The organism is Streptomyces djakartensis, assembly GCF_014651075.1.
GTDB classification, from domain to species: Bacteria; Actinomycetota; Actinomycetes; order Streptomycetales; family Streptomycetaceae; genus Streptomyces; species Streptomyces djakartensis.
In genome coordinates this window covers 272692-298802 of record NZ_BMWE01000002.1, presented here as the reverse complement: position 1 = coordinate 298802, position 26111 = coordinate 272692, and the positions used below count along the sequence as shown (strand labels likewise).

26 protein-coding genes and 2 pseudogenes are annotated in these 26111 nt (G+C 70.6%); 18 read left to right on the top strand and 10 right to left on the bottom strand.

Annotated features, from left to right (window positions below):
• Nucleotides 1-110: 110 nt before the first annotated feature.
• The 8 genes from IE212_RS04860 to IE212_RS04825 all read left to right on the top strand — a co-directional run bounded on the left by IE212_RS04860 (nt 111) and on the right by IE212_RS04825 (nt 5678).
• Nucleotides 111-329 (top strand): hypothetical protein, encoded by a 219-nt coding sequence (locus IE212_RS04860; RefSeq protein ID WP_190196429.1) that lies wholly within the window; start codon nt 111-113, stop codon nt 327-329.
• A 70-nt stretch (nt 330-399) separates the two neighbouring features.
• Nucleotides 400-645 (top strand): putative ATP-grasp-modified RiPP, encoded by a 246-nt coding sequence (gene tgmA / locus IE212_RS04855; RefSeq protein WP_190196428.1) that lies wholly within the window; start codon nt 400-402, stop codon nt 643-645.
• Nucleotides 645-1688, top strand: a complete 1044-nt coding sequence (gene tgmB / locus IE212_RS04850) for an ATP-grasp ribosomal peptide maturase (protein WP_190196427.1) — start codon at nt 645-647, stop codon at nt 1686-1688. Before tgmA ends, tgmB begins: the two co-directional genes overlap by 1 nt.
• A 299-nt stretch (nt 1689-1987) precedes the next feature.
• On the top strand, nt 1988-2383 hold the full coding sequence (locus tag IE212_RS04845; protein ID WP_190196426.1) for a hypothetical protein: 396 nt from the start codon (nt 1988-1990) through the stop codon (nt 2381-2383).
• A 468-nt stretch (nt 2384-2851) separates the two neighbouring features.
• On the top strand, nt 2852-3091 hold the full coding sequence (locus IE212_RS04840; RefSeq protein WP_190196425.1) for a hypothetical protein: 240 nt from the start codon (nt 2852-2854) through the stop codon (nt 3089-3091).
• A 27-nt stretch (nt 3092-3118) separates the two neighbouring features.
• Nucleotides 3119-4138, top strand: coding sequence for a hemopexin repeat-containing protein (locus IE212_RS04835; RefSeq protein WP_190196424.1), 1020 nt, complete (start codon nt 3119-3121; stop codon nt 4136-4138).
• Nucleotides 4139-4300: 162 nt separating this feature from the next.
• On the top strand, nt 4301-5035 hold the full coding sequence (locus IE212_RS04830; protein WP_190196423.1) for a YqjF family protein: 735 nt from the start codon (nt 4301-4303) through the stop codon (nt 5033-5035).
• A gap of 43 nt (nt 5036-5078) precedes the next feature.
• The gene (locus IE212_RS04825; RefSeq protein WP_190196422.1) at nt 5079-5678 is read left to right on the top strand and encodes a hypothetical protein; all 600 of its coding nucleotides are present in this window, start codon (nt 5079-5081) and stop codon (nt 5676-5678) included.
• Between the two features lie 55 nt (nt 5679-5733).
• On the opposite strand, the pseudogene IE212_RS04820 reads toward IE212_RS04825, so the two are convergent.
• A pseudogene (locus IE212_RS04820) lies at nt 5734-6132 on the bottom strand (hypothetical protein).
• A 241-nt stretch (nt 6133-6373) separates the two neighbouring features.
• Here IE212_RS04820 and IE212_RS04815 point away from each other — a divergent pair.
• Together IE212_RS04815 and IE212_RS04810 are read left to right on the top strand one after the other, a co-directional pair.
• Nucleotides 6374-6961 (top strand): hemerythrin domain-containing protein, encoded by a 588-nt coding sequence (locus tag IE212_RS04815; protein WP_190196421.1) that lies wholly within the window; start codon nt 6374-6376, stop codon nt 6959-6961.
• 414 nt (nt 6962-7375) lie between these two features.
• Nucleotides 7376-7864 (top strand): GNAT family N-acetyltransferase, encoded by a 489-nt coding sequence (locus tag IE212_RS04810; RefSeq protein ID WP_190196420.1) that lies wholly within the window; start codon nt 7376-7378, stop codon nt 7862-7864.
• A 275-nt stretch (nt 7865-8139) separates the two neighbouring features.
• On the opposite strand, the gene IE212_RS04805 is transcribed toward IE212_RS04810, so the two are convergent.
• The 7 genes and pseudogenes from IE212_RS04805 to IE212_RS04775 form a co-directional block, all read right to left on the bottom strand.
• Nucleotides 8140-9825 (bottom strand): ribonuclease J, encoded by a 1686-nt coding sequence (locus tag IE212_RS04805; RefSeq protein WP_190196419.1) that lies wholly within the window; start codon nt 9823-9825, stop codon nt 8140-8142.
• Nucleotides 9826-10127: 302 nt separating this feature from the next.
• Nucleotides 10128-10571, bottom strand: a complete 444-nt coding sequence (locus IE212_RS04800) for a hypothetical protein (protein WP_190196418.1) — start codon at nt 10569-10571, stop codon at nt 10128-10130.
• Between the two features lie 44 nt (nt 10572-10615).
• Nucleotides 10616-11692, bottom strand: coding sequence for a hypothetical protein (locus IE212_RS04795; protein WP_190196417.1), 1077 nt, complete (start codon nt 11690-11692; stop codon nt 10616-10618).
• On the bottom strand, nt 11689-13707 hold the full coding sequence (locus IE212_RS04790; RefSeq protein WP_190196416.1) for a hypothetical protein: 2019 nt from the start codon (nt 13705-13707) through the stop codon (nt 11689-11691). Before IE212_RS04790 ends, IE212_RS04795 begins: the two co-directional genes overlap by 4 nt.
• Entirely contained in the window at nt 13704-14462 is a 759-nt protein-coding gene (locus IE212_RS04785; protein WP_190196415.1) for a toll/interleukin-1 receptor domain-containing protein, read from the bottom strand. The genes IE212_RS04790 and IE212_RS04785 overlap by 4 nt, the downstream gene beginning before the upstream one ends.
• A 13-nt stretch (nt 14463-14475) precedes the next feature.
• Entirely contained in the window at nt 14476-15768 is a 1293-nt protein-coding gene (locus IE212_RS04780; protein WP_190196414.1) for a helix-turn-helix domain-containing protein, read from the bottom strand.
• Between the two features lie 176 nt (nt 15769-15944).
• Nucleotides 15945-16230, bottom strand: a pseudogene (locus IE212_RS04775) (transposase); the annotation flags it as partial.
• 37 nt (nt 16231-16267) lie between these two features.
• Here IE212_RS04775 and IE212_RS35380 point away from each other — a divergent pair.
• The 5 genes from IE212_RS35380 to IE212_RS04755 all read left to right on the top strand — a co-directional run bounded on the left by IE212_RS35380 (nt 16268) and on the right by IE212_RS04755 (nt 18893).
• On the top strand, nt 16268-16396 hold the full coding sequence (locus IE212_RS35380) for a hypothetical protein (protein WP_268250584.1): 129 nt from the start codon (nt 16268-16270) through the stop codon (nt 16394-16396).
• A 154-nt stretch (nt 16397-16550) separates the two neighbouring features.
• Nucleotides 16551-16913, top strand: coding sequence for a hypothetical protein (locus IE212_RS04770; protein ID WP_190196412.1), 363 nt, complete (start codon nt 16551-16553; stop codon nt 16911-16913).
• Nucleotides 16910-17569: a nucleotidyl transferase AbiEii/AbiGii toxin family protein gene (locus IE212_RS04765; RefSeq protein WP_190196411.1), complete on the top strand. Its 660-nt coding sequence runs from the start codon at nt 16910-16912 to the stop codon at nt 17567-17569. The genes IE212_RS04770 and IE212_RS04765 overlap by 4 nt, the downstream gene beginning before the upstream one ends.
• Before the next feature lie 525 nt (nt 17570-18094).
• Nucleotides 18095-18514 (top strand): aspartate 1-decarboxylase, encoded by a 420-nt coding sequence (panD, locus tag IE212_RS04760; RefSeq protein ID WP_190196410.1) that lies wholly within the window; start codon nt 18095-18097, stop codon nt 18512-18514.
• Between the two features lie 34 nt (nt 18515-18548).
• The gene (locus IE212_RS04755) at nt 18549-18893 is read left to right on the top strand and encodes a GNAT family N-acetyltransferase (protein ID WP_190196409.1); all 345 of its coding nucleotides are present in this window, start codon (nt 18549-18551) and stop codon (nt 18891-18893) included.
• Between the two features lie 597 nt (nt 18894-19490).
• Here IE212_RS04755 and gnd read toward each other — a convergent pair.
• Complete coding sequence (gene gnd, locus IE212_RS04750) at nt 19491-20930, bottom strand: NADP-dependent phosphogluconate dehydrogenase (protein ID WP_190196408.1); 1440 nt, start codon at nt 20928-20930, stop codon at nt 19491-19493.
• 348 nt (nt 20931-21278) lie between these two features.
• Here gnd and IE212_RS04745 point away from each other — a divergent pair, with 348 nt between their 5' ends.
• Complete coding sequence (locus IE212_RS04745) at nt 21279-22517, top strand: transglycosylase family protein (protein WP_190196407.1); 1239 nt, start codon at nt 21279-21281, stop codon at nt 22515-22517.
• Here the strand turns inward: IE212_RS04745 and IE212_RS04740 are convergent.
• Entirely contained in the window at nt 22507-23916 is a 1410-nt protein-coding gene (locus IE212_RS04740; RefSeq protein WP_190196406.1) for a DMT family transporter, read from the bottom strand. The two genes, IE212_RS04745 and IE212_RS04740, sit on opposite strands and share 11 nt — an antisense overlap.
• Nucleotides 23917-24144: 228 nt before the next feature.
• Here IE212_RS04740 and IE212_RS04735 point away from each other — a divergent pair, with 228 nt between their 5' ends.
• Complete coding sequence (locus IE212_RS04735; protein WP_229864057.1) at nt 24145-24882, top strand: (2Fe-2S)-binding protein; 738 nt, start codon at nt 24145-24147, stop codon at nt 24880-24882.
• A 39-nt stretch (nt 24883-24921) separates the two neighbouring features.
• On the top strand, nt 24922-26073 hold the full coding sequence (gene glgA / locus IE212_RS04730) for a glycogen synthase (protein ID WP_190196404.1): 1152 nt from the start codon (nt 24922-24924) through the stop codon (nt 26071-26073).
• Nucleotides 26074-26111 lie beyond the last annotated feature (38 nt).

Sequence of the window (26111 nt, the reverse complement as noted above, 5' to 3'; positions counted from 1 at the left end):
ATCCGCATTTCAACGCCCCTGGCCAGCATGGACTCATCGCTCACTGCGTGTGAGCCGCGCCCGCATCCACAACGAAGAGGACACATATGGGGCTGCTACATGCCTGGCGTATGCAGAAACTCGTTTCGGACGCCAGAACCGCCTATCGCAGAGGCGACGCGTCCTTCCTCGCCGGGTTCGACATCGACAGCCGAGCCAGGGTGTCCATGAAGGCGATCCGCAAGGAGATCGACAAGATCATCACGGCCGTGGAGCCGATCGGCTGGGAGTGCGTCAGCGTCCAGCCGTTCCTCGCGTCGGTTCAGATCGACTTCATGCGCCGAGAGTGAGCACGAACCCGGAGACCTCCCCCACGCACGAAGCGAGCCCCCGAACAGTCGGAAGCGAAGGAGACCAACGATGACCACGCGAAACGCCGGCACGCCCTGGGGAATCACCCGCATGGCACCGTATGCCGAGACGCGGCCGGTTCCGCTGCTCACTGCGGTGATCGACCCGGAGACCCAGATCGCAGTCGTGATCGACGAACACGGCCAGGCGGTCGAGCTCCACCACCAGACGAGCAGCGGCACGTCGAGCTCCACGAGTACCAGCTGCGCCGACAGCTATGACTCGGACAGTTCGTCGGACTCCGACCACGACTGATGACGACACGCCCGGTCGGGCCGGTGCTGGTACTGACCGGCCTCCACGACGTGACCGCCGATGTGGTCCTGCGCATCCTCGCGGAACACCGGGTCCCGGTGGTCCGTCTCGACCCCGGCACAGACCTGCACAAAGGTGCCGCGCTCACCGCCACGTACCGTACCGGTGATCAGCGCGGCACCCTGCGCACGCCGACCCGCGAGCTCGACCTCACCGAGGTGCGCTCCGTCTGGACACGCCGTCCCTCCCCCTACCAGGGGCCGCCCGGACTGGGCGACCAGGAGCGCCGGTTCGCTGCCTCTCAGTCCCTGTGGGGCGTCGGCGGCATCCTGGCGTCGCTTCCCGGAGCCCACTACGTCAACCACCCGTGGAACAACCGGGCGGCCGAGCACAAGCCGGCCCAGCTGGCCACCGCGCAGCGCAGCGGCCTGTCCGTCCCGTCCACGCTGATCACCAACGACCACGAGCAGGCCCGCGAGTTCGCCGCCCAGCACTCCGGTGGCGTGGTCTACAAGCCGTTGTGGAACACGCCCTGTGCGATCGACGGCACGCCACAACAGGTATGGGTTCGCGAAGTGCGCCCGCACGAGATCACGCCCGCCGTGGCCGTCTGCCCGCATCTGTTCCAGGCCAAGGTGGAGAAGGCGTTCGACGTGCGACTCACAGCTGTCGGCAGCCGGGTGTTCGCGGTCCGCATCGACAGCCCGGACCTGGACTGGCGGCGACGGCAGTCCCGCATGGAGTGCGCGCCGATCGCCGTCCCCGCCGGGATCGCGCGCTCGGTGTCCGTGTACCTCGACACCTTCCGACTGGTCTTCGGCGCCTTCGACTTCGCCGTCACGCCCGCCGGCGACTGGTACTTCCTCGAGTGCAACCCCAACGGACAGTGGGCGTGGCAACCCGACCCGGTGACCGACTCGATCGGCCATGCCATCGCCGACGAACTGCGAAGGCCCTTGGAGTGTGAGCCGGCCCGTGCCGGCGACGGTGCGCAGGCGCGGCCGCGGCAGCCGGGGCCGCTGTGGTCCACGACGTCCATGTAACAGGCAGGTCCGCGACCGAGGCGACAACTCGGCTCAATCTGGCAGCCGTTGTCATCGAGGTTCTCTGCTACTTCAACTACCAAAGCAAACGTGTGCAGTTGACCGGTAAATGAGGATACCGAACTTGGGTTCAAGGGAAGCCCAACGTCTCCCGGACTTCAACTATTAAGCGGCAATAAGAAGTTGACAGGGCAACACAAAAAAACGCCGTCTCGGATTCCTTGAGTGGCAGAAGAGGCGTGCCGCAGGTACCGTCTTTTGCAGAAGCAGAACTCCCCCTCAGGAACGGGAGATGCGGCATGACCGTCACACGCGAAACAAGCACCGACAACGCCGTGTTTCAGCTCGTTGCAAACGAGTTCAGCAAGGCGCTGGCCGATGGCATCAAGAAGGCCCTCGAAAAACTCCAGGACCCTGCGGCCTTCGACCATATGTTCCAGGAAAAGGTACGCGAGCAAGGCCTTGAAGGAATGCCGGATTCGAGGAGTGCCTTCAGCGGCTTCTGGAAACTGTACAGAGGCTGCGCTGTGGACATCGGCTGGCTGAATGACTCGGGAGAGGCTCCCCGTTCTGCCATGATCGTGAAGGAGCTCAAGGCCCCCCAGAGCGCTCTGGAGGATCTGGGCGACGGCCCTGCGGCAAGGTGGGGCATCGGCATCGGCTTCGGTCCCATTCAGGTCGGATTCCACACCTAGACGAGCCTCTCCGATGGGCTCAGTGGTCCCAGGCGGTTGGCGAGCGGCTGACCGCCTGGCCGACGTGGAAGTTGTGCAACATGACATCGCCCAGCGTCAAGAGGCCTTGGGCGACGCGGACGGCGACGCATTCGATGTGGGTCCGCCGGGTCTTTCCGGGTTGTTGATGGACGGCCGGAGCAGGGGGAAGTCCTGTTCCCACTGGGTCCGCTCGAACGGCTCGGATCCCATGGTATGTCAAGGGCTCCGTGGAGGACGTGGCGGTTCCTTAGAACGCATTCTGGCGTAGTGCCAACGGCTCATGGAGGCGGGATGGCTACCACACACGAACAAGCAGCAACAGCACGAGACCACTATGACGGGTTCCGGAGAGTCGTCGAAATCGTGAGCGACGCGCATGCGCGAGGGCTCGCACATATCCTTCGGAAGCTCGCGGACCCGGATTTCTTCAGGTCGACAGTCACGGCCATGGCGGATTCGCGAGACCTTCCACAGGCGGCCGTGGACGACATACCGGCCCTCTTCAACGACTTCTGGGCGCTGATCATGGGCGTGAACACGGAGATCAAATGGCTGAACCATTCCGGGGTTCCCGTCCGCTCCGGTGCGTATGTGTCGGAGCCCATCACCCCCACCCGTGAGCAGCCGTCTGCTGACGGTCCTGCCACAAGGGCCGGCATCGTCCTTCACTCCTACTTCAGCCTCTAGGCCCTGGCAGACAGAGGAGTGACGAATGTGGGTACCGGGGTGTACTTCTTCCGCGCTGACCGATATCTGCGCTACGACCGCGGCGACGACCTGGCCGGTAGCCCCCTCCCGGTCACCGGGAACTGGCCAGGGCTCGCCGAGGTGGGCTTCGCCCGGCCCGATGCTGCGATCAACCTCGAGGTCGGCAAACTGTATTTCTTTCGAGGTGCGAAGTACGCGCGTTACGACGTCGCCACCGATCGCACCGACCCGGGCTACCCACTCGCCATCGCGGGCAACTGGCCCGGACTCGGTGAGGCCGGATTCGCCAGCGGTGTGGACGCGGCGGTCAACTGGGGCAACGGCAAGGTCTTCTTCTTCAAAGGACCGAAGTACCTGCGTTACGACGTCGCCACCGATCGCACCGACCCGGGCTACCCACTCGCCATCGCGGGCAACTGGCCCGGACTCGGTGAGGCCGGATTCGATGCGTCGGTACGTGCGGTCGTCGACCTGTTCGACGGGCGCTCGGTGTGGCTGCCGAATGCCGAGCGCATCCCGGCCACGAAGACGGGTCCGAAGTACCTCCCGCTCCCCTGGCGTGGTGTCCTGCACACAACCGAGGGACCCACTATCGCCGGCGCCCTACAGACTTTCATCGCTACCAACTTCTGGCCCACCCTCACCATCGAGCCGAAGACGCTTCGCGTGGTCCAGCACTACTCCCTGAACGCCGGTGCCCGGGCGCTGTCGGACCAGGCGACCCCAGAGAACGCCGCCCGGTGCGTGCAGATCGAAATCGTGGGGTTCGCCGCACAGACCCCGACTTGGGCATCGGAGCACCTGGCCTTCATCCGGGAGGTCGTCCGCGACATCGAGTCCCTCGTCCCGATTCCCCGGATGTCGGGCCGTACGTTTCTGGATGCGGCAGGAGTCGGCTCCAACCCCGGCAACCGCATGTCGGTAGCGGAATGGAAGCGGTTCTCCGGCTGGTGCGGGCACCAGCATGTTCCCGGCGAGACCCACTGGGACCCCGGCGCCATCGACATCGACATAGTGCTTGGCTGATTACTTCGCGCCACCGACGGAGCGCACGTGTACCTGGAGGGACGACTGGGCTGCTCGCCCCTCGGCCTGAGGGGCACTCTTCATGACCTGGCCGGCGTCGTTCCGCCCGCCCTGCCGGGTCCCGTGGGTTTCCGTCGATCGTGCGACGGGGACCCGACGCCGGTGGTGGCATACGGAGCGGAGCAGCGGGTGCGCCTGCCGGCGCTGCGGGCGGGCTGGCTGACGCAGACATTCGTCCACTGGCCGTTCCGGCCTGCCACGGTCCAGGCGCTCCTGCCCGCGGGACTGGTCGTGGACGAGTACGAGGGGTCCGCCTGGGTGGGGCTCACCCCCTTTGTCATGGCGGACGTGCGACCCCCCGGTGTTCCCGCCTCGCTGCCCGGCCTGCCGACGTTCGCGGAGACCAACCTGCGCACGTACGTACGGCACCGTGACGGCCGGGACGGGCTCTGGTTCCTGTCCATCGAGGTCGCCTTCCCCCCGATGGTGGCGGCCCGAGCCATCGGCGCACCGTACAACCCGGGCACCCTCGACGTGTCCACGGACGGGGACACCGTCTCGTACTCCGGTTCCCGATGGCTCGGTGACGCCTCCTATCGCCTGGTCGTCCGGCCTGGAGACCCGATCGAGCCGACGGAGCGGGACGTGTGGCTGACCTCGCGCTGGCGGGCGTACACCCGCAGGCTCGGCATGCTCTGGGAGACGCCCGTCGAGCACGAGCCGTGGCCACTGGCCGGCGCCGGTGTCGAGGTACTGGAGGAGACGCTGACCGCCGCAGCGGGCCTGCGGGAAGCCCCCCTCGGTGAGCCCCTGGCGCACTTCTCGGAAGGAGTCAGGCATGTACGGCTCGGGCCCTCCAGGCCGTGCGTCCCGAAGCGTGTGTCCAAGCCTTCCTGACTCACCTCGACGGCATCGCGGCGCCGTCCCGCGACGCCCGCGCGTGCGCTTCGACGGCTGGATCGCGGGGCTGGGCACCTCCTCCGGCACACGGATCGTGCTCGGACACTGGCAGGGGTCGCCCTTCGAAGCGTTCAGTGACGTGATGCTGGAGCGGGCCGACGGGGACAGGCTGCTGCTGGCCCCCACGCGGGAGACGGCGGACTTCATCAGCGGCACCTACGTCTTCGACACGGTCCGTGTCGTCCCGGTCGAGGTGAGCATCACGGACCACGCCTGGACCGTCACCGCCGGACCCCTCGACCTGCGTTTCACCACCGGCCGGCGAGGGCTTCTGGGCCTCGCGCTGCGGACCGTGCCCGGCGCGCTCGCCCGCCGTCCGGCATGGAGCGCGCTGACGGACCTGCCCGCCCGCCTGCTGCTGCCCGGCGTGCGCACCCGCGGCAGCGCCGGGCAGGGCCGCCGGGAGTGGTACGGCGCCCGGGACCTGCTGCCGATCCGTGCCGTCTCGGCCGCCTACGAGGGCGCGGACCTCGGTGCGATGGCACCCGTCGAGCCGCCCGTGCGCTTCGGGTTCGGTTCGGCACCGAGAGCCCCTGCCGTCACCCGCGTCACGACGACGGTCGAACTGTGCCCGGAGTGAGGGCGCCCGGGCAGCGGTACCCGGCTGGAAGCCCCCGTCACTCGGATCGTCGCGTTCACGCCCCGTAGGCATGCCTGCGGGGCAGGGGTCCGACGTGGGCACGGCGGCCGGGGCGGACGGCGGCGTGGCGCTGCCCGGGGCCCGCGCCGTCGCGGGCGGCCAGGGCGTCGGCGACGGCACCCGTGGCGAAGGCGTAAAGGCCTTGTGCAGCAGGTCCACGACGAGTTCCTTGCGGGGCCAGGTCTGCGGTGGGGCGCCGACGCCCGTCGCGTTCTCCCGAAATCTGGTCGTTGGTGAGGCGGACGACGGCGAACTTGGCGGAGGCGACCGGTCCGCGCAGTCCGGCCTGGGCCATGACCGACCGGAGCACCCCGAGGAGAGCGGCCTGGCCGTAGTGCATGCCCCAGTTGACGGGCAGCGGCTGGGGGCCGGGTCGTTCGGGCAGACCGGTCAACCCGTCCGCACCAGCGGCTGCCGGCGGTGTCCGTTGGCGAGTACCCCGACGCGGCGCGGCGCCTGTGACACGGCGGTCCTCCTCCGTGCGCTCCCGGCTGCTCGCCCTGGGTGATCACCTGCGCCGTTCGGCCCCGCGCGGGTCGCGGCCGCCCGTCACCAGGGACAACCTGGACGAAGCCCGGGTGCCCGCTGCCTGCGGGCCGACGCCGCTTCGGGATCGCACCGCAAGGGAGACTGTCTTGACCGACGCCACGCCCCGCCTCGACGACGCCGGCGAGAACGACGACGTCGTGGCATTGCTGATGCGGCAGCACAACCACATCCGTGATCTCTTCGCCGAGGTCGAGAACGCCACCGCCGACGACCGGACGGAGGCGTTCCGCAGGCTCGTCCGCCTGCTGGCCGTCCACGAGACCGCCGAGGAGGAAGTGGTCCACCCGGCAGCCCGCCGTCTCCTGCAGGACGGTGAGCAGGTGGTCGACGACCGTCTCGGAGAGGAGAGGGCCGCGAAGGAGAAGCTGAGCCGACTCGATGACATGGACCCCCACGACCCCGGCTTCATGCCCGCCTTGCGGGAACTGCGCGCGGACGTGCTGCAGCACGCGGCCTCGGAGGAACAGTACGAGTTCCCCGGGCTGCGCGAGAAGGCCGGAGCGCAGCAGCTGTCCATGATGGCCACGGCGGTCCGTGCCGCCGAGGCCATGGCGCCCACCCGCCCGCATCCGGGAGTGGAGACCGCGGCGGAGAATGTCGCCGCCGGACCCGTGGCGGCCGTGATCGACCGGTCTCGTGACGCCGTCCGCAAGGCGATGGGCAAGGACAGCTGACCGGATCGGGACACAGTGGCCCACACCGGCCCGTGCCCGAGCAGCTCAGCGCCGCGCTCGTCCCGGACCCGGACGACCGTCGGCGGATCCGCATGGCGTGAGCATCGGACGTCGGGGAAATACAGGTCAGAGGCTTGATAGCCCCGCTTGGGTCAGCAAACGGTCAGCATCGGGCGTGGGAGGGTCCCAGCGGGTGTCCTTCTCGTCCACTGCGCCGGCGCCATGGGCCTCGGCTTCGGCACCGTCGTCATTCCCGACACCGAGACCGAAGCCGCCTCCACTGCGGCGGCCTCCGCGTGACCTGCTGCGTCTTGCGAGGCCTGGGCGAGGGGTTCCGGGGAGCGGTGCAGGAACGCCTGCGCGAGCAGCAGACCCGCCGCACGAAGGCGCTTCCCGGTGCGAAATACTCTCCCGATGAGTTCACGCACTTCCCCGGTCAGCCAGCCGGTCACGATACGGAGGGCGGTCGCGCGGGATGCCAAACGGCTCACGCGGCTCGTGCGTGGCTCAGGCGCCTATGAGGGGAAGTACGCAGCCGCAGTCGCGGGCTACCGGGTCGGTCCTGATTACATCGAGGCCCACCGCACCTTTGTGGCCGTCGGCGCCGACGAGCACGGAGGCCGGGTCCTCGGGTTCTACTCGCTCGTTCTTGCCCCACCGGAGCTCGACCTGCTGTTCGTCGCCGACGAAGTGCAAGGACGGGGTATTGGACGGCTGCTTGTGGCGCACATGCAGTCCGAGGCCCGTGCTGCCGGGATCGACCGTCTCAGGGTCGTGTCGCACATTCCCGCCGAGGACTTCTACCACCGCGTCGGTGCAGTGCGGACCGGGACCGTGCTCGCGAACCCGCCCGCCGTGCCGTGGGACCGTCCCGAATTCGAGTTTCACATTCCTTCGGAATGACGCGGTGTGCCGGTTCGCAGGGCATCGGCTTCGCCTGCATGGTGGCCGGCTCGCAGGAGCCGCTGGGCGCCGCGGTCCCGAAAGGCGGCCCTGAAGCGCGGCGACAGGGCCGTCGCCCGCAGCACCGACTCCCTCGCGGACCTGCCGGCCGCCCGCGGCGAGGTGATCCGCCTCGTTGAGCCCGGCGGCTTCGCCACCGGTCCGGTCCGGGCGTGCCCGACCTCGATGCTCGCGGGGCCGCCACCGGAACGCGGACCGTGCCGCCGGGCCGCGGCTCAGGCGTCGATGATGACGGGGATGATGAGCGGCTTGCGACGGTGGGTGCGGAACGCCCAGTTCGCCACGGCGCGGGCGAGGAGCTGTTCGAGTTGGCGCGCGTCCCCGACGCCTTCCTCGGCCGCGGTGGCCAGGGTCTTCTCGATGACGGGGATGACCGGCTCGAAGGTGGTGTCGTCGTGGACGAAGCCGCGGGCCAGGAAGTCGGGGGCCTCGGCGAGGGCGCCGGTGTCCGCGTCGACGATCGCCACCACCGTGACCACGCCTTCGGCGGCGAGGGTGAGGCGGTCCTTGAGGGACGCTTCGGTGGCGCCGCCGACTTCCATGCCGTCCACGTAGACGTTGCCGGCGGGGACCTTGCCGGTGATGGACGCCCGCCCGTCGACCAGGTCGACGACGACGCCGTCCTCGGCGATGACGACCCGTTCGGGGTCGACACCGGTACGGATGGCGAGGTCGCCGTTGGCCCGCAGGTGGCGCCATTCGCCGTGCACAGGCATGACGTTGCGGGGTTTGACGATGTTGTAGCAGTAGACGAGTTCGCCGGCGCTGGCGTGCCCGGAGACGTGCACCTTGGCGTTGCCCTTGTGGACCACGTGGGCGCCCCACCGGGTGAGTCCGTTGATCACCCGGTAGATGGCGTTCTCGTTGCCGGGGATCAGGGAACTGGCGAGCAGGACGGTGTCGCCCTTGCCGATGCGGATCACGTGGTCGCGGTTGGCCATCCGTGACAGCGCGGCCATCGGTTCGCCCTGGGAGCCGGTGCACACCAGAGTGACCTTGTGGTCCGGGAGCTTCTCCAGCTCCTTCGTGCTCACGACCAGACCGGAGGGGACCTTGAGATAGCCCAGGTCACGGGCGATGCCCATGTTGCGGACCATGGAGCGGCCGACGAAGGCGACCTTGCGGCCGTGCTGGTGGGCGGCGTCCAGGACCTGCTGGATGCGGTGCACGTGGCTGGCGAAGCTGGAGACGATGACCCGGCGCGGCGCGGTGCGCATCACCTGCTCGATCGCCGGGTTCAGCTCCAGCTCGGAGGTGGTGAATCCGGGCACTTCGGCGTTGGTGGAGTCGGTGAGGAACAGGTCCACGCCCTCCTCGCCGAGGCGGGCGAAGGCGCGCAGATCGGTGATGCGGTCGTCGAGAGGGAACTGGTCCATCTTGAAGTCGCCGGTGTGCAGCACCATCCCGGCCTGGGTGCGGATCGCGACCGCGAGGCTGTCGGGGATGGAGTGGTTGACCGCCACGAACTCGCAGTCGAAGGGCCCGAAGCCGCGCCGGTCGCCCTCCCGCACCCGCACCGTGCGCGGCCGGATGCCGTGTTCTTTGAGCTTGGCCTCCAGAAACGCCAGCGTCAGCTTGGAGCCGACGAGGGGAATGTCGGACCGCTCGCGCAGCAGGTACGGCACGCCACCGATGTGGTCCTCGTGGCCGTGGGTGAGTACCACGGCCACGATGTCGTCCAGCCGGTCCCGGATCGAGGTGAAGTCCGGCAGGATCACGTCCACGCCGGGCTGGGTCTCCTCGGGGAACAGCACGCCGCAGTCGACGATGAGCAACTTGCCCGCGTGCTCGAAGACGGTCATGTTGCGGCCGATCTCACCCAGGCCGCCCAGGGCGATGACCCGCAGCCCTCCTTCGGGAAGGGGCGGTGCGGCTTTCAGCTGGGGGTGCGGATGACTCATACCCTGACGGTACCCGGAGAGGGGGACAGGGTGATCCATTGCCTGTGCGATCTCCTTTTCCCGACGGAGCGGGGCACCCGCAGCGTGCCTCGGCACAACCGGCGACCTACGTCGGATCGAAGAGGCCGCGGCCAACAAATGCTGCGTACCATGTTTAAGTCCAAGATCTAGCGTTTGGGTGTTTTCGCAGGTCAGGGACCTGATTGCCGCCTCCAGGTCAGCAAACGGTCAGCATCAGGCCGGACGGCTTCCGGCTTGCTGACCTGCACCGCGGCAAGGGAGCCTGCTGCCCCGCCCTGCGACTATTCCCGGCGCGGGGACGGATCTGGCGGGAAAGCCAGGCCGGTGACGGTGCCGGCCTGGACGATCGGGCCGTGCTGGGTGCCGCCGGAGACGGTGTTGTGCACCGTGGCTGGGCGGCTCGCTGCGGCGGCCGCCAGTCGGCGCAGCGACGCCCCGAGAGCACTCAGTTCCTCGCCGGTGAGCGCCCCGGCTTCCACCAGCCCGCAGAGACGAGTCTGCCACTCGGCCGCGATGCCGGACACGGCGCGCTCGTCCACCGCGGTGCCCGTGAGGAGCAGCCGCGCACGCGCGTCGTCCAGGCTGGTGATCGCGACGGTGTCCGCGCCCGCACGTGCCAGGAACCGGCCCATCAGTGCGCGGGCGTGAGTCCAGGAATCGGTGACCATGAGGGAGACCAGGGTGGCGGCCCCCGATGCCGCCATCGCGGCCAGTTCTGCGTCCATCGCGTCCTCCTGGATGCGCAGGGATGAAATGTCCCGGTCGACGGTCAGACCGTGTCGGCCGGCGGCTCGGGGTCGGGCGCCGGTTCCGCTCCGATCTCGGGAGCGGGAGGTCTCGGCGGGTCGAATCGACGTAGGAGGTCCTCCGCTGTCTCGTGGCGGTTGTGCTGCTCGACGAGCTGTGAGAACTGTCGGGCCAGCATCGCCCGCCGGTCGTCGTCCTCCGTGAAGCCCATAGCTTCGAAGAACCCCGACAGGTGGTCTGCAGCCGAGGGCTCACGGGCTGGGAGATCGGCAGACTCTGTGCCGATGTCCGGCGTCCAGGGTCCTCCTGGCCGGTTCGGCAGCATCTCGAGCAGGCGCTCGGGGATGTCGGTGTCGTTGGCAGCGGAGGTCAGCTGCGCCAGCAAGGGGAGGTCGGCCACGGTCTTCGCCACGTGCTCGTCGTTCCTGGTGAGCCACCACACGACGGCGCTGCCGGTGTCCTTGAGGGCGTCCTCGCCCAGATACCGGCGCTTGCTCTGCTCGTACTTGCGCTGGTGCTCCCAGACCGCCTCGTCCTTGCGCACGCTGGCGAGCCGATCCAGACGCTCCTGATCCTCGTCGGGCAACGTGAGGTTGATGTCCTCGGCCATCGCCCGGAGGTGGCCCGTGGAATCCGGGCACATGCGGCTGAGGGCGCCACCGAGTTCGTGCTGAAGGAACGAGGCGTGGCCGGGTTCCCGCTTCTCGGCAATCGCGCGGGCCCGGCTGAGGACCGCGTCGACGGCGAGGCCGGCCGGGTTGACGACCGTGCCGCGCCCCGGACCGTCGGCGAAGCACCACCGTACGGTCGCCGAGAAGACGAAGTGGTAGTCGTCCCAGAGGCTCGGGAGCGCGACTCGGTTGACGCGGTACTCGGTTCGCTCCACCGGGGCAGCCGTGAGCTGCTCCTCGAAGCTGACCGGCACCGGGCCGCGGCGCTGCGAGGCGACCCGGAAGGTCACCGCGGGCAGCCCGAGAAGAAGCGCGGCCAGCGCCGGCCAGGTCCAGCCGGGCCATCGCTGCACCAGGCCGACGATGGTCAGCAGCAGGCCGCACATGACAGTGAGGAACACGGTCGTCGTCTTGCGTGCGGTCGTCATGATCGCCCCCTTCTGGCCGATGCCGACGGGGCGGCAGGACCGAGGTTCTGTGCCACGCCGATCTTGTGGAGCAACAGGTCGGTCGTCTCGGTGGAGTGGGCGCCGGCGCCCGGAGAAGCGAACTCCGCCTGGCGCGCGGACGCGTACAGCGCGGCGAACGCCGCGCCCCGGTCCTCACCGCATCGGTCGGCGGCAGCGACCAGCAGGTCGAGGAGGACCTCCCCCCGGTCACCGGCGCCCTCGGCCGCCCAGTGCAGCCAGCTCTGTACCTCTGCCCGTGATGCCACGCATCGGCCTTCCGGCCGCGACACCGCGTGGGTCAGCACGGCACGCCAGCACGTGATCAGCGAGCGTCGTACACCGTCCTCGTCGACCAGGGCGCGAGTGGTGACGGAGCGGTCCGTGAGCGGCTCCGGATCGCTGACGCGCAGAAAGATGGCCAGGTCGGTCGGTGCGAGGTCGCCGCGTGCCAGCCGGTCGAGCAGCCTTCGGCGTAGCCGTCGGCTGCCGGCCACCAGGTCGCACAGGGCCTGCAGCGCATGGGCCGTGCCGCGCTCACGCCGGGCGAGATGGTGCAGCCGGATCAGGGCGTGGTCCGGATGGTCCAGCGCGAGGACGTCGGCGCAGACCTGGACCAGCACCTGGGCGAACTCACCCGTCAGCCGACGGTACGCGCACCACTGGTAGATCCGCTCGCGGAAGTCCCTGCCATGGGCGGGGTCCGCGAGACCGCAGGTGAGCGCCTGAACCGCGGCCTCCGACCGGGCTCTGCCCGCTCCCTGTGCGCTCCACCGTTCGGCGAGCGCGGCGAGCGCGTCGGGCCGCCCGGTTCGCAGAAACTCACCCGCCAGCCGGGCCACCAGTCCGTCGCGGATGTCCGGCACGAGATGCGGGTCGCTCGACTCGACGACCCGCGCGACCCACGCGCCGAGGTGCGGCCGCAGGTCGGGCATGTGGTCCCAGAAGTGGGCGCGGACGGCGGAGTCGTAGTCCAGCTCGGTGAACCGCACGCGACCGTCGGGCCCGGGGCGGGCCGAGATCTCCGACAGCCGCTGGGCGAGGTCCTTGCGCTGGAGGAGCGGAGTCTCCTCCTCGGGGGCCCCGACCGTGCTCAGCAGAAGTGCGGCCGCCCGGTGGACGACGTCGGCGTGCGCGCCGTGGAGCATGGACACGGCGACCATCAGGGCGCGTTGGGAGGCGTCGGGCAAACCGGCGACGCGGTCGGCGACTTCGGCGTGGCGCCCGGCACGCGCACGTTTCGCGGCCGCGCACCACTCGGGGAATCCCTCGCGGGGCCCGGCCGTTTCGCGGGCACGGCGTATGCGGTCGGCGAAGTCGGCGATCTCCCGCATGGGTTTGCGTTCGCTCAGGAACTCGTCGACAGTGACGTCGTTCCGGAGAAACTGCTCGCACGGCACGCCGTGGGCGCGCAGGTGTCGTCTGAGAACCTCCATGGGGAAAGCTGGCGGTCCAATCTCGACACGGAAGTGCTGCAGGTCGGGATCGAGGGCCCCTTCGTGCGGCATGACGACGACGAGATGGGCCCGCCGCTCGCGCACCGTCTGGCGCAGGGCGGGAAGGCCGCCCCGGGCCGCATGCCACAGACCGGCCTCCGCGGTGGACAGGTCGAGCAGCAGCCGGTCGCCCGGGTCGACGAAAGCCGGGTCGTCGTACAGCGGCAGCTCGTCCAGCTCGGCGGGCAGGAGTTCGCGGAAGGCGCCGCCGGGACGGTGGTGTTCGCGCAACAGTACGCGAGCCGTGGCCGAGCGGCCGCTGCCGGGAGCACCGTCGAGGATGACGGTGCCCGTCTCCTCGAGTGTGTTGCGTGCCCTTCCCATGTTCACCGGAGCGACTAACACCCTTCGGGTCCAGCGCAGTTGGTCGTCGGGAAGCTGCCGGAAGACCGGCTTTCGGGGTTCGTGGGCAGCGGAGCCGAGGTTGACGTAGATGTGGCCGTCGCCCGTGTGCGTGACGCCCCGCGTGCTCTCGACCCGGGTGGTGTGTTCTCTGCTCACCGTCGGTCGTCCTGGGGCCGCTCCGGCTCCCCGAACCGCTGGTGGACGTCCCCGTGGTGGTCGCCCTCGGTGTACGTCGTCCCGGTGCCCGAGATGTAGCGGTCGCCCGACACATGGCGTGAGTTGTTGTAGATGCTGCCGCTGCCCGTGTGGACCGCGCCGTGGGAGTTCTTCACGATCGTGCCGCCGACGTCACCGCTGAAGTCGCCCGCTTGGACGGACGTTCCACTCACGTCCCCGATCGAGTTGTGCACGCTGGTCGACTTCGGCGACGGCTCGCCGGGCTGGATCAGGTCCCGCAGCTCGGGTACCAGCTCGGCGACCAGATCGCCGATCCGCCGGACGCCCGCCTCGGTGTCGTGGGTGCTGTCGAACGGTACGGACTGCAGATCGGCGAGCCGCGCCAGCTCGGGGGGCATGGCCGCTTTGTTCAGCCGGTCGGTCTTGCGGCCGTCCAGCACGGGAACGACGATGAGCCCGCACTCGAACGCGGCCTCGATCTCCTTGCGCACCCAGTCGTCGGGATCTTGCAACCGACTGCGGAAGTTCGTCCAGTCCGGTCCTACGACGGCCAGCAGCACGCAGCTGTGGCGTAACGCGGTCAGGAGAACCTCGGGGTAGGCCTCCCCTGGGGTGATGGACCTGGACGCGCGGAAGACGCGGTCCTGGCCGAAGCGACGTGACAGCTCCTGGTCGAGGAGGGCCGCGGTCCGCTCGCCGTCGCCGGTGCGGTAGTTGATGAATACGTGGGGCATGCCAGTGACTCCTTCAGATGGTGGAGGGGCGCGACAACGTGCCGAGTCGCGGTCCCAGCCGGCGTACGGAGGAATGGTTCGCGTGGCGCGCCAGGGCGCGGGCGAGCCGTCTCAGGTCGGTCGTGACCGTCGCGGAACCCACGGCCTCCACTCCGTCGAGCAGGGGCGCCGCCAGGTCGCAGGCGTGGTCGATCTCGCCGGCCGACGCGTAGGCGAGTGCGCGGCGGACGCCGTACCTGACCTGGGTGCGAACCGCGTCCCCGCCGACCAGGGCGAGTTGTCGGTCCAGTTCCTCGCTCGCCTCCCGCGGCTGCCCGAGATCGACCAGGCACCAGCCGGTGACCATGCCGACCGGATCGGGAAGGTGCATGGTGCCGATCACCGGCTCGTCGGTCCCTTCGTCCTGAAGAGAAAGAAGCGCACGCGCGCGGTCCAGCGCGTCCAGACAGGCCCGGCGGTCACCCGACAGGGCGTGGCCCTGGGCTTCGCGCTGTGCAGCGAGCCCGCGTATCCGCGGGGGCAAAACCCTGCTCTGCGCGCGACGGGCCAGAGCGACTGTCTGCTCGGCGTCGTCCCGGTACAGCGTGATCAGGGCCCGGCGGACCAGCGCGTAACCCGCCAGTGCCCGATCGCCGCCGGCGGCCGCCAGATCGACCGCGCGCTGAGTCCACCACAGAGCCGCCCGCTCGTCCCCGGTCTCCTGCACCAGCCAGCCGACGTATTCGGCGTACCGGGAGCCAAGGGCCAGCAGGTGGCGACGGGTGCCGCTGTCACAGTGGGCGGACAGTTCCCGCAGGGTGTGGGTCTGTGCGATCAGAACGGGCAGGAGTAGACCGGGCGGCACCGTCTGGCCGAGTCTGCGGTAGTGGGTGAACAGCGAGCGGGAGGCTTCCACCATTTCCGCGCCCGCGTCCGGCGAGGCCGGGCCCGCGCTGTCGGACCGCCACGCCATCAGCGAAGCGGCACCGGCGCCTATGGCATCCCGTCGACTCAAGGGCTGGAAGGTGTTCGGGCCGTCCGGCGACAACTGCATGATCCAGTCCTCCTCGTGGACAAAGCCCGGCGCCGGATCGACGGGCGGGTCGGTGGTCTCTGGTGCGAGCAGGGACAGCAGGGTCCCGCCGGCTCCAAGGGCGGCGTCACACAGGCGGGCGAGGTCACGGCTGGGGGCCTTCAGGCCCCGCTCCACCTTGCTCAACTGCGCCTTGCTGTAGTGCACGGAGCCGGACAGGGCGGTGAGGCTGAGCCCTGCCTCCAGACGCCGCTTCCTCAACTCCTCGCCGAACCCGGTGGACGGCTGTGGCACGGAAACCTCCAACCCCTCCCGCCATCGGCCGAGTCGGCGCTGCACGTAGCGTGCGGCAGTCTGGCCGGGGCGGACAAGACGATCGATGCTGTTTCCCGTTTCCTTCTCCGACATGGGAACGCGACATGCGCGGCAGGGAGGACCGGAGAAACGGACTATCTGGAAGTCGCTCCGAAAAGGGAGGCGATCGTGCGCTCGACCACCCACCGGAAGACGTCCAGTCCACTGCCGTGGTCCTCGCCCCGCTCGGCGATCACCGGTGTGATGCCGAGAGCCCGCACAAGACGGCGGTACTTGTCATGGTCGTAGCCGCGGTCCGCGAGCAGGACATCAGGCCGTCGGCGCGGGCGGCCGACCGGTCCCGCTACCCGCGGGATCTTGTCGAGCAGAGGCGGCAACTGGGTGACGTCGCCCACGGTTACCGCCGGTGAGCGACACCGCGAGCGGGATGCCCTGACCGTCGCCCGCCGGGTGCCCTCTCGTCCACTGCGCCCGCTCCATGGGCCTCCTCGGGACCGTCGTCATTCCCGACGCCGAGACGGAAGCCGCAGCCGACTCCATCGCGGCGGTCCTCTGCGTGACCTGCTGTGCCACGATCACCCGCGCTCGCGAGCGGGGCTGGTCCTAGGTCGGCAGGGCAGCCGGTTGCTACGCCACCTGGGGCTGTACGGGTAGGTCATGATGAGCGTCCGAGGGAGGGGCGGGCGGCGCCCGACCCGTACGTACGGCAGAAGAGCCCCGTATCCGCCATGCCGCCGCCTCCCAGCAGCGATACTGGATGCATGGACCCGACGATCACCGCTCCCCGCGCCGAGGTGCTGCGGGACCGCTACCGCAGCCGATTGCCCGAGCGTTTGCAGGAGCTGGCCGGCCCCGTCGAGGGCACCGTGGACCTGCCGCTCCACATCGTCTGGTCCGGGCGGACGAGCTACAGCCTGGACCGTCCGAAGTCCCGCATGACGCTCTACCGGACTGTCCTCGCCGAAGGACTGAGTGAGGACCTGGTGGCCCTCCTGCACCACCGGCTGCTCATCGAGCAGTGGCCCGTGCTGCGGCGCTTGGTTAGTCCCTACATCCGCGAGGTCTGGGAGGACGCCTTCCCTGAGCTGCTCCGCACCGCTCCGGCCGACACGACCGCCGCGTGAAGCTCACTCCGCTCCACGAGCGTCTCCTCGCCGACATCCTCGACCTCGGCTCCCCCTACCCTCTGGTCCTCACCGGCGGATACGCCGTGCAGGCCCACGGCCTGGTCGAACGCTTCAGCCGCGACCTCGACGTCGCCACCGAGAATCCCGCTCCGATGCAGGAGATCGTCGCCTCACTCACAGCAGGTCTCAGCGCGCGCGGATGGCGGACCACGCACGTCCAGACCGATCCGCTCAGCGGCCGTTTCCTCGTCACCGATCCGGACACCGGCGAGGAGTGCGAGGTCGACGTCCTCAAGGAGGCGTTCTGGGCCCCTCCCGCTCAGACCCCCTACGGCCCTGTTCTTTCCCTCGATGACGTGATCGGCACCAAGGTCCGTGCCCTCGCCGACCGCGGTACCGTCCGCGACCTCATCGACGTCCAGGCTGCCTCCCGCCACCGCTCCACCGCCGACCTCGAATCCCTGGGCCGCCGTCGTGCCCACGACGAGTTCAGCCTTGAGGACCTCCGGGACAGGCTCATTGGCGCGGACTGGTACGAGGATGAGGACTACACCGCGTATGGGCTCACCTCCCGCCAGATCGACGAACTCAAGACGTGGGCACTGGAGTGGGCGGAGGATCTGGGCGCGCGGATCCATGACGAGAACGCCTGAGAGGCGGACATCGCGCCCATCCCGCCTCTACCGCCGTTGCAACGAGAGGAGGCGGAGTAGCCAGTAGTTGTAACCCGGAGCCGTCCACGATGGGTGGCCACCCGGCACGGCGGATGTGCAGGGCAGTCGAGCGATACCCCGCAGTGGAGCGTGGCCTTCTGCGCTCCTTCACACGGCCGGATCCGCTACTTGTCGTGCTCGTTGTGCATGGTCAGCAGAGACCCTGACAGGTGCTTACGGAAGGCGGTACGTCTCGCCGTCCGGTTGCGCGGGGCCTCCCTCGTCCTCGATGGGGAACTGGTGGCCATGCAGCCGGTAGACCGTCTCGCCTGGCGCAGCCAGCATCCGTGCCTGCCGCCAGACCGCATCAGCGTGGTTCGCACGGAAAGTGCAGGTGAGGAGCCTTCTTGCCCGAGTGAAGTCGATGTTCCTCGGCATCTTCGAGTCCGAGGGGTGCCGGTGTACAGTGAGGACCGCCCTTGACCTGCAGAAAGCTGGCAGGGAGCCGTCTTCCAGGAGTCCAAAGTGCTGCGTACTCTCTTCAAGTCCAAGATCCACCGCGCCACCGTCACCCAGGCCGACCTGCACTACGTGGGATCGGTGACCATCGACGCCGACCTGCTCGACGCCGCCAACCTGCTGCCCGGTGAACTCGTGCACATCGTGGACATCACCAACGGCGCGCGGCTGGAGACGTACGTCATCGAGGGCGAGCGCGGGTCCGGTGTGGTCGGGATCAACGGGGCCGCCGCCCATCTCGTCCACCCCGGCGATCTGGTGATCATCATCAGCTACGCCCAGGTGACGGACGCCGAGGCGCGGGCACTCGTTCCCCGGGTCGTGCACGTGGACCACGACAACCGGATCGTGGACCTGGGCACCGACCCGTCCGAGCCGGTGCCGGGCTCGGACCAGCAGCGCAGCCCGCAGGCCGCCAGGGCCTGACCGGCGATCCACGCAGAGGAGCAGGAGCGTGTCCATGAGCGCCCCGGAGATTCGTGACGACCGGGCGGCGGGCCGCCTGGAGGCGGTGGCGGACGGTGAAGTGATCGGCCGCGTCGAGTACTTCGTCCTCGACAGCCCCGGGCGCGCGATCGTGCCCGTCCACACGATCGTCGAGCCGGCCCACGAGGGCAAGGGCGTCGCGGGCGCGCTGGCGCGCGAGTTGTACGGCATCGCCGGGCGCGAGGACAGCGCGGTGGTTCCCCTGTGCCCGTACGTCGCGAAGTGGGCGGAACGCCACCCCGAGGAGGCTCCACCGGCCGGCCAGGACCTGTCGGCCGCGGCGAAGGAGTGGCTGGCAGCGCATCCGGGCCGCTTCTGACCGACGACCGGCATCCACCGGCATCCACCGGCATCGGCCGTCTCGTGCCAGGGCGCGCGCCGCCCGGTGCCGGTGGGGCCGGGCGGTGCCGGTGGATGCCGGTCGTCGGTCGGGACGCGCGCTCCTGCCCCGGACACCCCCACCTGGACCCGTTCCCGTCCCGCACCGGGGTGACTGGGGACGCGGGTGCCGGGTAGGCGGGGGAGTAGTCCAGAGCCGGAGTCGACCGACTGGCTGGAGGACCTGATGACCAACCCCTATCCCGACCCCGTGCCGCCGGCACCGACACCGGGCCCGGATCCCCAGCACCCGGATCCGCACCCGGACCCGGTGCCGAACCCGCAGCCCCCGCCGGGCCCCGAGCCGACGCCGCCGCCCCCGTCCCCGACCCCGCCACCGGGTCCGACACCGCCGGCGCCCCCCGGGCCGGACCCCGTGCCCGGCCCCGACCCGTCGCCCATCCCCCCGGGGCCGGAACCCGTACCGAACCCCGAGCCGGGCCCGCCGCTTTCCTGAAGCGAGCGCACGGCAACGGGGCCGGTGGACAGCCGAAGCGGCTGTCCACCGGCCCCGTATCGGGTCCGTCGGCGCGGAGCGCTACGCGGAGACCTCCGACCGGTCCCCGCCCCACAGCGTGTGGAACGACCCGTCCCGGTCCACCCGCCGGTAGGTGTGCGCACCGAAGTAGTCCCGCTGCCCCTGCGTCAGCGCCGCCGGCAGCCGCTCCGCACGCAGCGCGTCGTAGTAGGCGAGGGCCGCCGCGAAGCCCGGCGTCGGCACGCCCTGACGCGTCGCGGCGACCAGCACCTCGCGCCAGTCGTCCTGGGCCTGGGCGATCTCCTGCGCGAACGTCTCGTCCGACAGCAGGCTCGGCAGGTCCGGCCGGGCGTCGTAGGCGGCGCGGATCCGGTCCAGGAAGGCCGCCCGGATGATGCAGCCGCCGCGCCACAGCGCGGAGACGGCACCCAGGTCGATGTCCCAGCCGTACTCACCGCGGGCCGCGTCGATCTCGTGGAAGCCCTGCGTGTACGACACGATCTTCGACGCGTACAGCGCCTGCTCCACCCGGTCGGCGAAGGCTCCGGCCTCCGCCTCGCTCAGCGGCTTCGCCTGCGGGCCGGCCAGGCCGCGCGAGGCCTCCCGGAGCCCGGCGTGCCCGGACAGCGACCGCGCGAAGACCGCCTCGGCGATGCCGGACACCGGCACACCCAGGTCGAGCGCGATCTGCACGGTCCAGCGGCCGGTGCCCTTCTGCTCGGCCTGGTCCACCACCACGTCCACGAACGGCTTGCCCGTCGCCGCGTCCACGTGCGACAGCACCTCGGCCGTGATCTCGATGAGGTAGGAGTCGAGGCGGCCCCGGTTCCAGGTGCGGAAGATCTCCGCGATCTGGGCGGGGGAGTAGCCGGCGACGTCCCGCAGCAGCTGGTAGGCCTCACCGATGAGCTGCATGTCGGCGTACTCGATGCCGTTGTGCACCATCTTCACGAAGTGCCCGGCACCGTCCGGTCCGACGTGCGAGACGCACGGCGAACCGTCGGCCGCCTTCGCCGAGATCTTCTCCAGCATGGGACCCAGCGAGTCGTAGGACTCCCTCGGGCCGCCGGGCATGATGCTCGGCCCGTTCAGCGCGCCCTCCTCGCCGCCCGAGACACCCATGCCGACGAAGTGGATGCCCTGCTCGCGCAGCTCGCGCTCCCGGCGGCGTGTGTCGGCGAAGTGCGCGTTGCCGCCATCGATGATCATGTCGCCGGGCTCCAGCAGCGGGGCGAACTCCTGGATCACCGCGTCCGTCGGCTCACCGGCCTTCACCATCACGACCAGCCGCCGCGGCCGCTCCAGCGCGGCCACGAACTCCTTGGCGCTCTCGCACGCGACGAACTTCCCCTCGCCGCCGAACTCCTCGACCAGGGCGTGCGTGCGCGCGGGCGTCCGGTTGTGCACCGCCACCGTGTAGCCGTTGCGGGCGAAGTTGCGGGCGAGGTTGCGGCCCATGACCGCGAGACCCGTGACGCCGATCTGCGCTGTACTGCTCATACGGTTGGCTCCTAAATACCTTGGTACCGGTGCTGCCGGTGGGGCCCCACAAGCATGCCCCGCCGACCATCCTGACGTGCCGCTACTTCGTCCGCACGCGCGGGTCGCACGACGTCGCGCAGGCACATACGCACGAGAGCCCCCCTGGCACTCAGCGGCCGTACGCGTCCCCGCGCGCGCCGCACCCGCGCACCGCGTGGCGTACACGATGCAGAGCCGTGGCACACGTCGCGCAACAGGGGCCTGTTACCGGCCATTTGGGCAACCGGGCGGCCGATAGCCGCCTTGTCGTGGCCGGTTCGCAGCGCTTACTTTTGCCCCTCCTGACGCATGCCTAGGGGGCTCTCGATGGCCGTACGCGGCCGGCATCGCCGGTATCAGCCGAACAGGATCAACCGCGCTTCACTCACCGTCACGGCGGGTGGTGCGGGCATGGCGCTCCCGTTGATGGGCGCAGGCACCGCTCAGGCGGCCGACGTGGACACCTGGAACAAGGTCGCCGCCTGCGAGTCGAGCAACAACTGGGACATCAACTCCGGCAACGGCTTCTACGGCGGGCTGCAGTTCACCCAGTCCACCTGGGAGGCCTACGGCGGCCGGGCCTACGCGGCCCGCGCCGACCTGGCCACCAAGCACCAGCAGATCGCGGTGGCCGAGAAGGTACTCGACGGGCAGGGCCCGGGCGCCTGGCCGGTGTGCTCGGGCCGGGCCGGACTGACCCGGGGCGATGCCGGGCCCGGCGTCCGGCCGGCGGCCGGGAGGACGAAGCAGGACGAGAGGAAGAGCGCCAGGACCTCCATCGAGGACGTGCGGCCGCAGAGCACACCGCAGTCCCGGGCGGGCAGCGCCCAGATGTACACCGTGGTCCGCGGCGACACGCTGTCCGGCATCGCGGAGGAACGAGACGTGCGGGGCGGCTGGCGGAGCCTGTACACCGCCAACCGCGCCGCCATCGGAGCCGACCCCGACCTGATCGTGCCCGGCCAGCGACTCGCGCTGCGCGGCGAGGGCGCCACGAAGACGCGTCCGGCGCCCGAGCGCGCCCCGTCGGCCGAGCCGTCGAGGAGGAAACCGGCTTCGGATCGCACCGGGGAGCGCGCCAAGGAGCGGTCGAAGAAGGAGCGCGAGGAGCGTTCGAAGAGCGAGAGCAAGGACCGCGCGGCACGATCCACGACGTCCCGGCAGGGCGTCGTCGCCCCGGTCAGCGCGTCCCTGGGCACGCCCTACCGCAAGGCGGGCTCGGCCTGGTCGCAGGGCTACCACACGGGCGTCGACTTCCCGGTGCCGACGGGCACGACCGTCAAGTCGGTCGCGGCGGGCACCGTCGTCAGTGCCGGCTGGGGCGGCTCGTTCGGCTACCAGGTCGTGGTCCGGCACGGCGACGGCCGCTACAGCCAGTACGCCCATCTCTCGGCGATCTCCGTGCGGGACGGGCAGCCGGTCAGCGCCGGCCAGCGCATCGGCCGCTCCGGCTCCACGGGAAACAGCTCGGGCCCGCATCTGCACTTCGAGGTGCGGACGGGGCCCGGTTTCGGGACGGATGTCGACCCGATCGCGTATCTGAGGGCCGGCGGGGTCAGGATCTGACGCGCGCGCGGTGCCGGTCGACGGTGGGCAGGGAGACGTACGGCACCCCGAAGAGGGGCATGTAGGGGACGTCCGGGCCGGCCTCGGGCGCATCGGCGGCATCGGCGGCCAGGGGTCGGGGGCCGGATACCGGTGCGTCCCCGGCCCGTGCCGGTCCGGCTCCGCCGCGGTCGCCGGTCCCAGTCGCCGCTCCGCCGCCCGGCGCATCGGGCAGCGCGGCCACGGCGAGGAGCGGTGCGCCCACGGCGACGAGCGGCGCACCCACGATGCCTGGCGCCCCCACCGGCCCGCCGGACGAACCGCCCGGGCCGGGAACGCCGGACGAACCGCCCGGGCCGGGAACGCCGGGCGAGGCACCCGAGGTCGCCCATGAGGCGCCCACCGGCCCGGCCGGGCCGCCGGACAGCACCTCCACCGTGCCGCGCGGCTCACCGCCGGCCAGGCCCCCGGCCTCCGCAGGCCCGGGCAGGAAGCTGAGCGCCGCCAGATCCGTGTCCGCGAGCCCCGTCCCGGCCCGAGCCGGCCCGGTCCCGGAAGCCACCAGCCCCGTTCCGGCCCGCTCCGGCCGGGCCTGCGCCAGACGCTCCGTCGTCAGCAGGATCAGACCGCCCGCCGCCACCACTCCGCAGCTCAGGGCGAGCACCGTGCCCGTCGTGCCGTAGCGGAAGGTCTCGCCGAACATGGTGATGCCGACGGCGGCCGCGACCACCGGGTTCACGACCGTCAGTGTGGCCAGCGGCGCCGCGAGGCCGGCGCCCCGGTAGGCGGCCTGCGACAGCAGCATGCCGGCCGTGGCCAGGACACCGATGACCGTGAGGGACGGTGCGTCAGCCGCCGACACACCGCCGGTCCAGTCGACCGCGACGGTCTTGGTGAACACCGAGGACATGCCGAAAGCGATACCGGAGGCGGTCGCCAGCAGCATGCTGCGGACCGCCGGGTGCCGGTGCGCGGCCCGGGCGGCGATCATCAGCGCCACGACCGCACCGGCGGTGACGAGAGCCAGGGCCACCCGCTGCGCCGTGTCCAGCGACCGCGCGCCGGACGCGGCGACCAGGGACAGCAGACCGGCGAGGCCGACCGTCGCCATGATCGCGCCCCGCCAGGCCGTGGCGCCGGCCCTGCGGCCGACGAACAGGGCCGCCATCGGCAGGGCGACCACGATGGTCAGCGCGCCGAGCGGCTGCACCAGGCTGAGCGGGCCGTACGCCAGCGCCACCACGTGCAGCAGCCCGCCCAGGCCGTTCAGCGCGACCGCCGCCCACCAGCCCGGCCGGCTCAGCGGCGCGTACTGCTCGCCCGGCGAGGACTCCGCCACCCGCTCCTGCACGATCGCCCCGCCCGCGTAGGCGACCGCGGAGACGAGGGACAGCAGAACGGACAACGCGAGGGCGCTCATCGGCTGCTCCTCTGCGGCAGGCGGGGGCGTTCGGCCCGGCGCGGCGAATGGTCGGCTTTCATGACCAACACCCTGCCGTGTCCAGGTCTTCCCGTCGTCGTCCCTGAGCACTCATTGGGTCCTACTGCCGATGGAGTACGAGGGGAACCCCGTCATCCCCAGGGTGGGCGACGCCGGTCGGGGGTCACCAGGCCGCATCCCTCAGGGGTCTTGGTACTACTGCTCTTCGTGAACCTCGACCCCGACCTCGTCGCGCTCCGCCCGCTCGGCGCCTTCTTCGGCTTGCGCACGGGAGGAGCGGCAGCCGGGCCTCTTCCCACTCTGGCACAGACGTACGCCGACGCGTCACCGGACAAAGGCGGAAATCCTCTGACATTCCGCGTCCACAAGGTCGCGAGCGCCCTGCACACCCGCGAGTCGCGCGTCGCCGCGTCGGTGGCCCACCAGGGTCTCGCGGCCCGCCTGTGGTCCGTGGCCTTGGGCTGCGCCACGCTGTACGGCCGTCTCCCCGACCTCGACGCCCGGCTGCTGCACTGGGACGCCGACGCAGCCGCCCCCGACGACCTGTGGCTGCCGGACGTACGGCCGCTGCCCGGGGACGCGCCGACCCTCGCGGACGTGGTCCTGCACGGCCACCTCGAACCGCTGTCGGCGGCCCTGCGCGTCCGTCACCGCCTCGCCCCCGGACTGCTGCGAGGCAACGCCGCCTCCGCGCTGGCGGGCGCCGCCCGTGAGCTGGAGCGCTGGGCCCGGCGGCACGGCCGTACGGACCCCGCGGCCCGGGCGCGTGACCTGGCCGCGGAACTCCTCGCCCACCCCCTGCTCGCCGGCTCCGGAACTCTCACCGGTACCGGCTTCCGGCGCCGCAGCTGCTGTCTGTACTACCGCGTGCCGGGCGGTGGCGTCTGCGGCGACTGTTGCTTCCCGAGCGCGCCCCGCTCTTCCCCACGCGCCACATCTGGGTGACCATGAAAGGGAACGGCGGCTGAGAGCAGGGAGTTGCGGGTGCGAGTGGGACTGCTGACCCGGGAGTACCCGCCGGACGTGTACGGCGGTGCCGGCGTCCACGTGGAGTTCCTCGCCCGGGAGCTGAGGGCACTGGTCGACCTCGACGTGCACTGCTGGGGCGAGGGCCGTGCCGACGGCGTGCGCCGCCACCGGCCCTGGTCCACGCTCGACGGCGCCAACGACGCGCTGCGCACCTTCTCCGTCGACCTCGCCATGGCCGCCACCCTCGAGGGCCGCGAACTGGTCCACTCCCACACCTGGTACGCCAACCTCGGCGGCCACCTCGCCAAGCTGCTGTACGGCATCCCGCACGTGATGACCGCCCACTCCCTGGAGCCCCTGCGCCCCTGGAAGGCCGAGCAGCTCGGCGGCGGCTACGAGCTGTCCAGCTGGGCCGAACGCACCGCGATCGAGTCCGCCGACGCGGTGATCGCCGTGTCCTCGGCCATGCGTGAGGACATCCTCGGCTGCTACCCCGCGCTGGCCCCGGAGCGTGTCCACGTCGTGCACAACGGCATCGACACCAGCCTGTACCGGCCCGACCACGGCACCGGCGCCCTGGACCGGATCGGTCTCGACCGCTCCCGCCCCTACGTGCTGTTCGTCGGCCGCATCACCCGCCAGAAGGGCGTGCCCCATCTGCTGCGCGCGGTGCGTGACATCGACCCGGCCGCGCAGGTCGTGCTGTGCGCGGGCGCGCCGGACACTCCGGAGATCGACCAGGAGTTCCGCGAGCTGTTCGGGGAGCTGAGCCGGGTCCGCGACGGCGTGTACTGGATTCCGAAGATGCTGCCGCGCCGGGAGGTGATCCAGCTCCTCACCCACGCCGCCCTGTTCGTCTGCCCGTCGGTTTACGAGCCGCTCGGCATCGTGAACCTGGAGGCCATGGCCTGCGGCACTCCCGTGGTGGCCTCGGCGGTCGGCGGTATCCCCGAGGTCGTGGACGACGGCCGGACGGGCCTGCTGGTCCGGCCCGGCGACGGCTTCGAGGCCGGTCTCGCCCGGGCCGTCGACACCGTCCTGGCCGACCCGGTGGCCGCCCGGCGGATGGGTGAGGCGGGGCGGGAACGCGCGGTCGGCGAGTTCGGCTGGGACGCGGTGGCCCGCCGCACGGCCCTGCTCTACGAGGAGATCGTCAAACAGGCTTAGCGGGTCCTGCTCTCGGGCAGGCATCGGAAAATCGGCGT

Coding starts and splice junctions, on each gene's coding strand:
- IE212_RS04860 (WP_190196429.1), top strand. CDS start 111: ATGCAGAAACTCGTTTCGGACGCCAGAACCGCCTATCGCAGAGGCGAC.
- tgmA (WP_190196428.1), top strand. CDS start 400: ATGACCACGCGAAACGCCGGCACGCCCTGGGGAATCACCCGCATGGCA.
- tgmB (WP_190196427.1), top strand. CDS start 645: ATGACGACACGCCCGGTCGGGCCGGTGCTGGTACTGACCGGCCTCCAC.
- IE212_RS04845 (WP_190196426.1), top strand. CDS start 1,988: ATGACCGTCACACGCGAAACAAGCACCGACAACGCCGTGTTTCAGCTC.
- IE212_RS04840 (WP_190196425.1), top strand. CDS start 2,852: ATGGCGGATTCGCGAGACCTTCCACAGGCGGCCGTGGACGACATACCG.
- IE212_RS04810 (WP_190196420.1), top strand. CDS start 7,376: ATGAGTTCACGCACTTCCCCGGTCAGCCAGCCGGTCACGATACGGAGG.
- IE212_RS04805 (WP_190196419.1), bottom strand. CDS start 9,825: ATGAGTCATCCGCACCCCCAGCTGAAAGCCGCACCGCCCCTTCCCGAA.
- IE212_RS04800 (WP_190196418.1), bottom strand. CDS start 10,571: ATGGACGCAGAACTGGCCGCGATGGCGGCATCGGGGGCCGCCACCCTG.
- IE212_RS04795 (WP_190196417.1), bottom strand. CDS start 11,692: ATGACGACCGCACGCAAGACGACGACCGTGTTCCTCACTGTCATGTGC.
- IE212_RS04785 (WP_190196415.1), bottom strand. CDS start 14,462: ATGCCCCACGTATTCATCAACTACCGCACCGGCGACGGCGAGCGGACC.
- IE212_RS35380 (WP_268250584.1), top strand. CDS start 16,268: ATGGGCCTCCTCGGGACCGTCGTCATTCCCGACGCCGAGACGGAAGCC.
- IE212_RS04770 (WP_190196412.1), top strand. CDS start 16,551: ATGGACCCGACGATCACCGCTCCCCGCGCCGAGGTGCTGCGGGACCGC.
- IE212_RS04755 (WP_190196409.1), top strand. CDS start 18,549: ATGAGCGCCCCGGAGATTCGTGACGACCGGGCGGCGGGCCGCCTGGAG.
- gnd (WP_190196408.1), bottom strand. CDS start 20,930: ATGAGCAGTACAGCGCAGATCGGCGTCACGGGTCTCGCGGTCATGGGC.
- IE212_RS04745 (WP_190196407.1), top strand. CDS start 21,279: ATGGCCGTACGCGGCCGGCATCGCCGGTATCAGCCGAACAGGATCAAC.
- IE212_RS04740 (WP_190196406.1), bottom strand. CDS start 23,916: ATGAGCGCCCTCGCGTTGTCCGTTCTGCTGTCCCTCGTCTCCGCGGTC.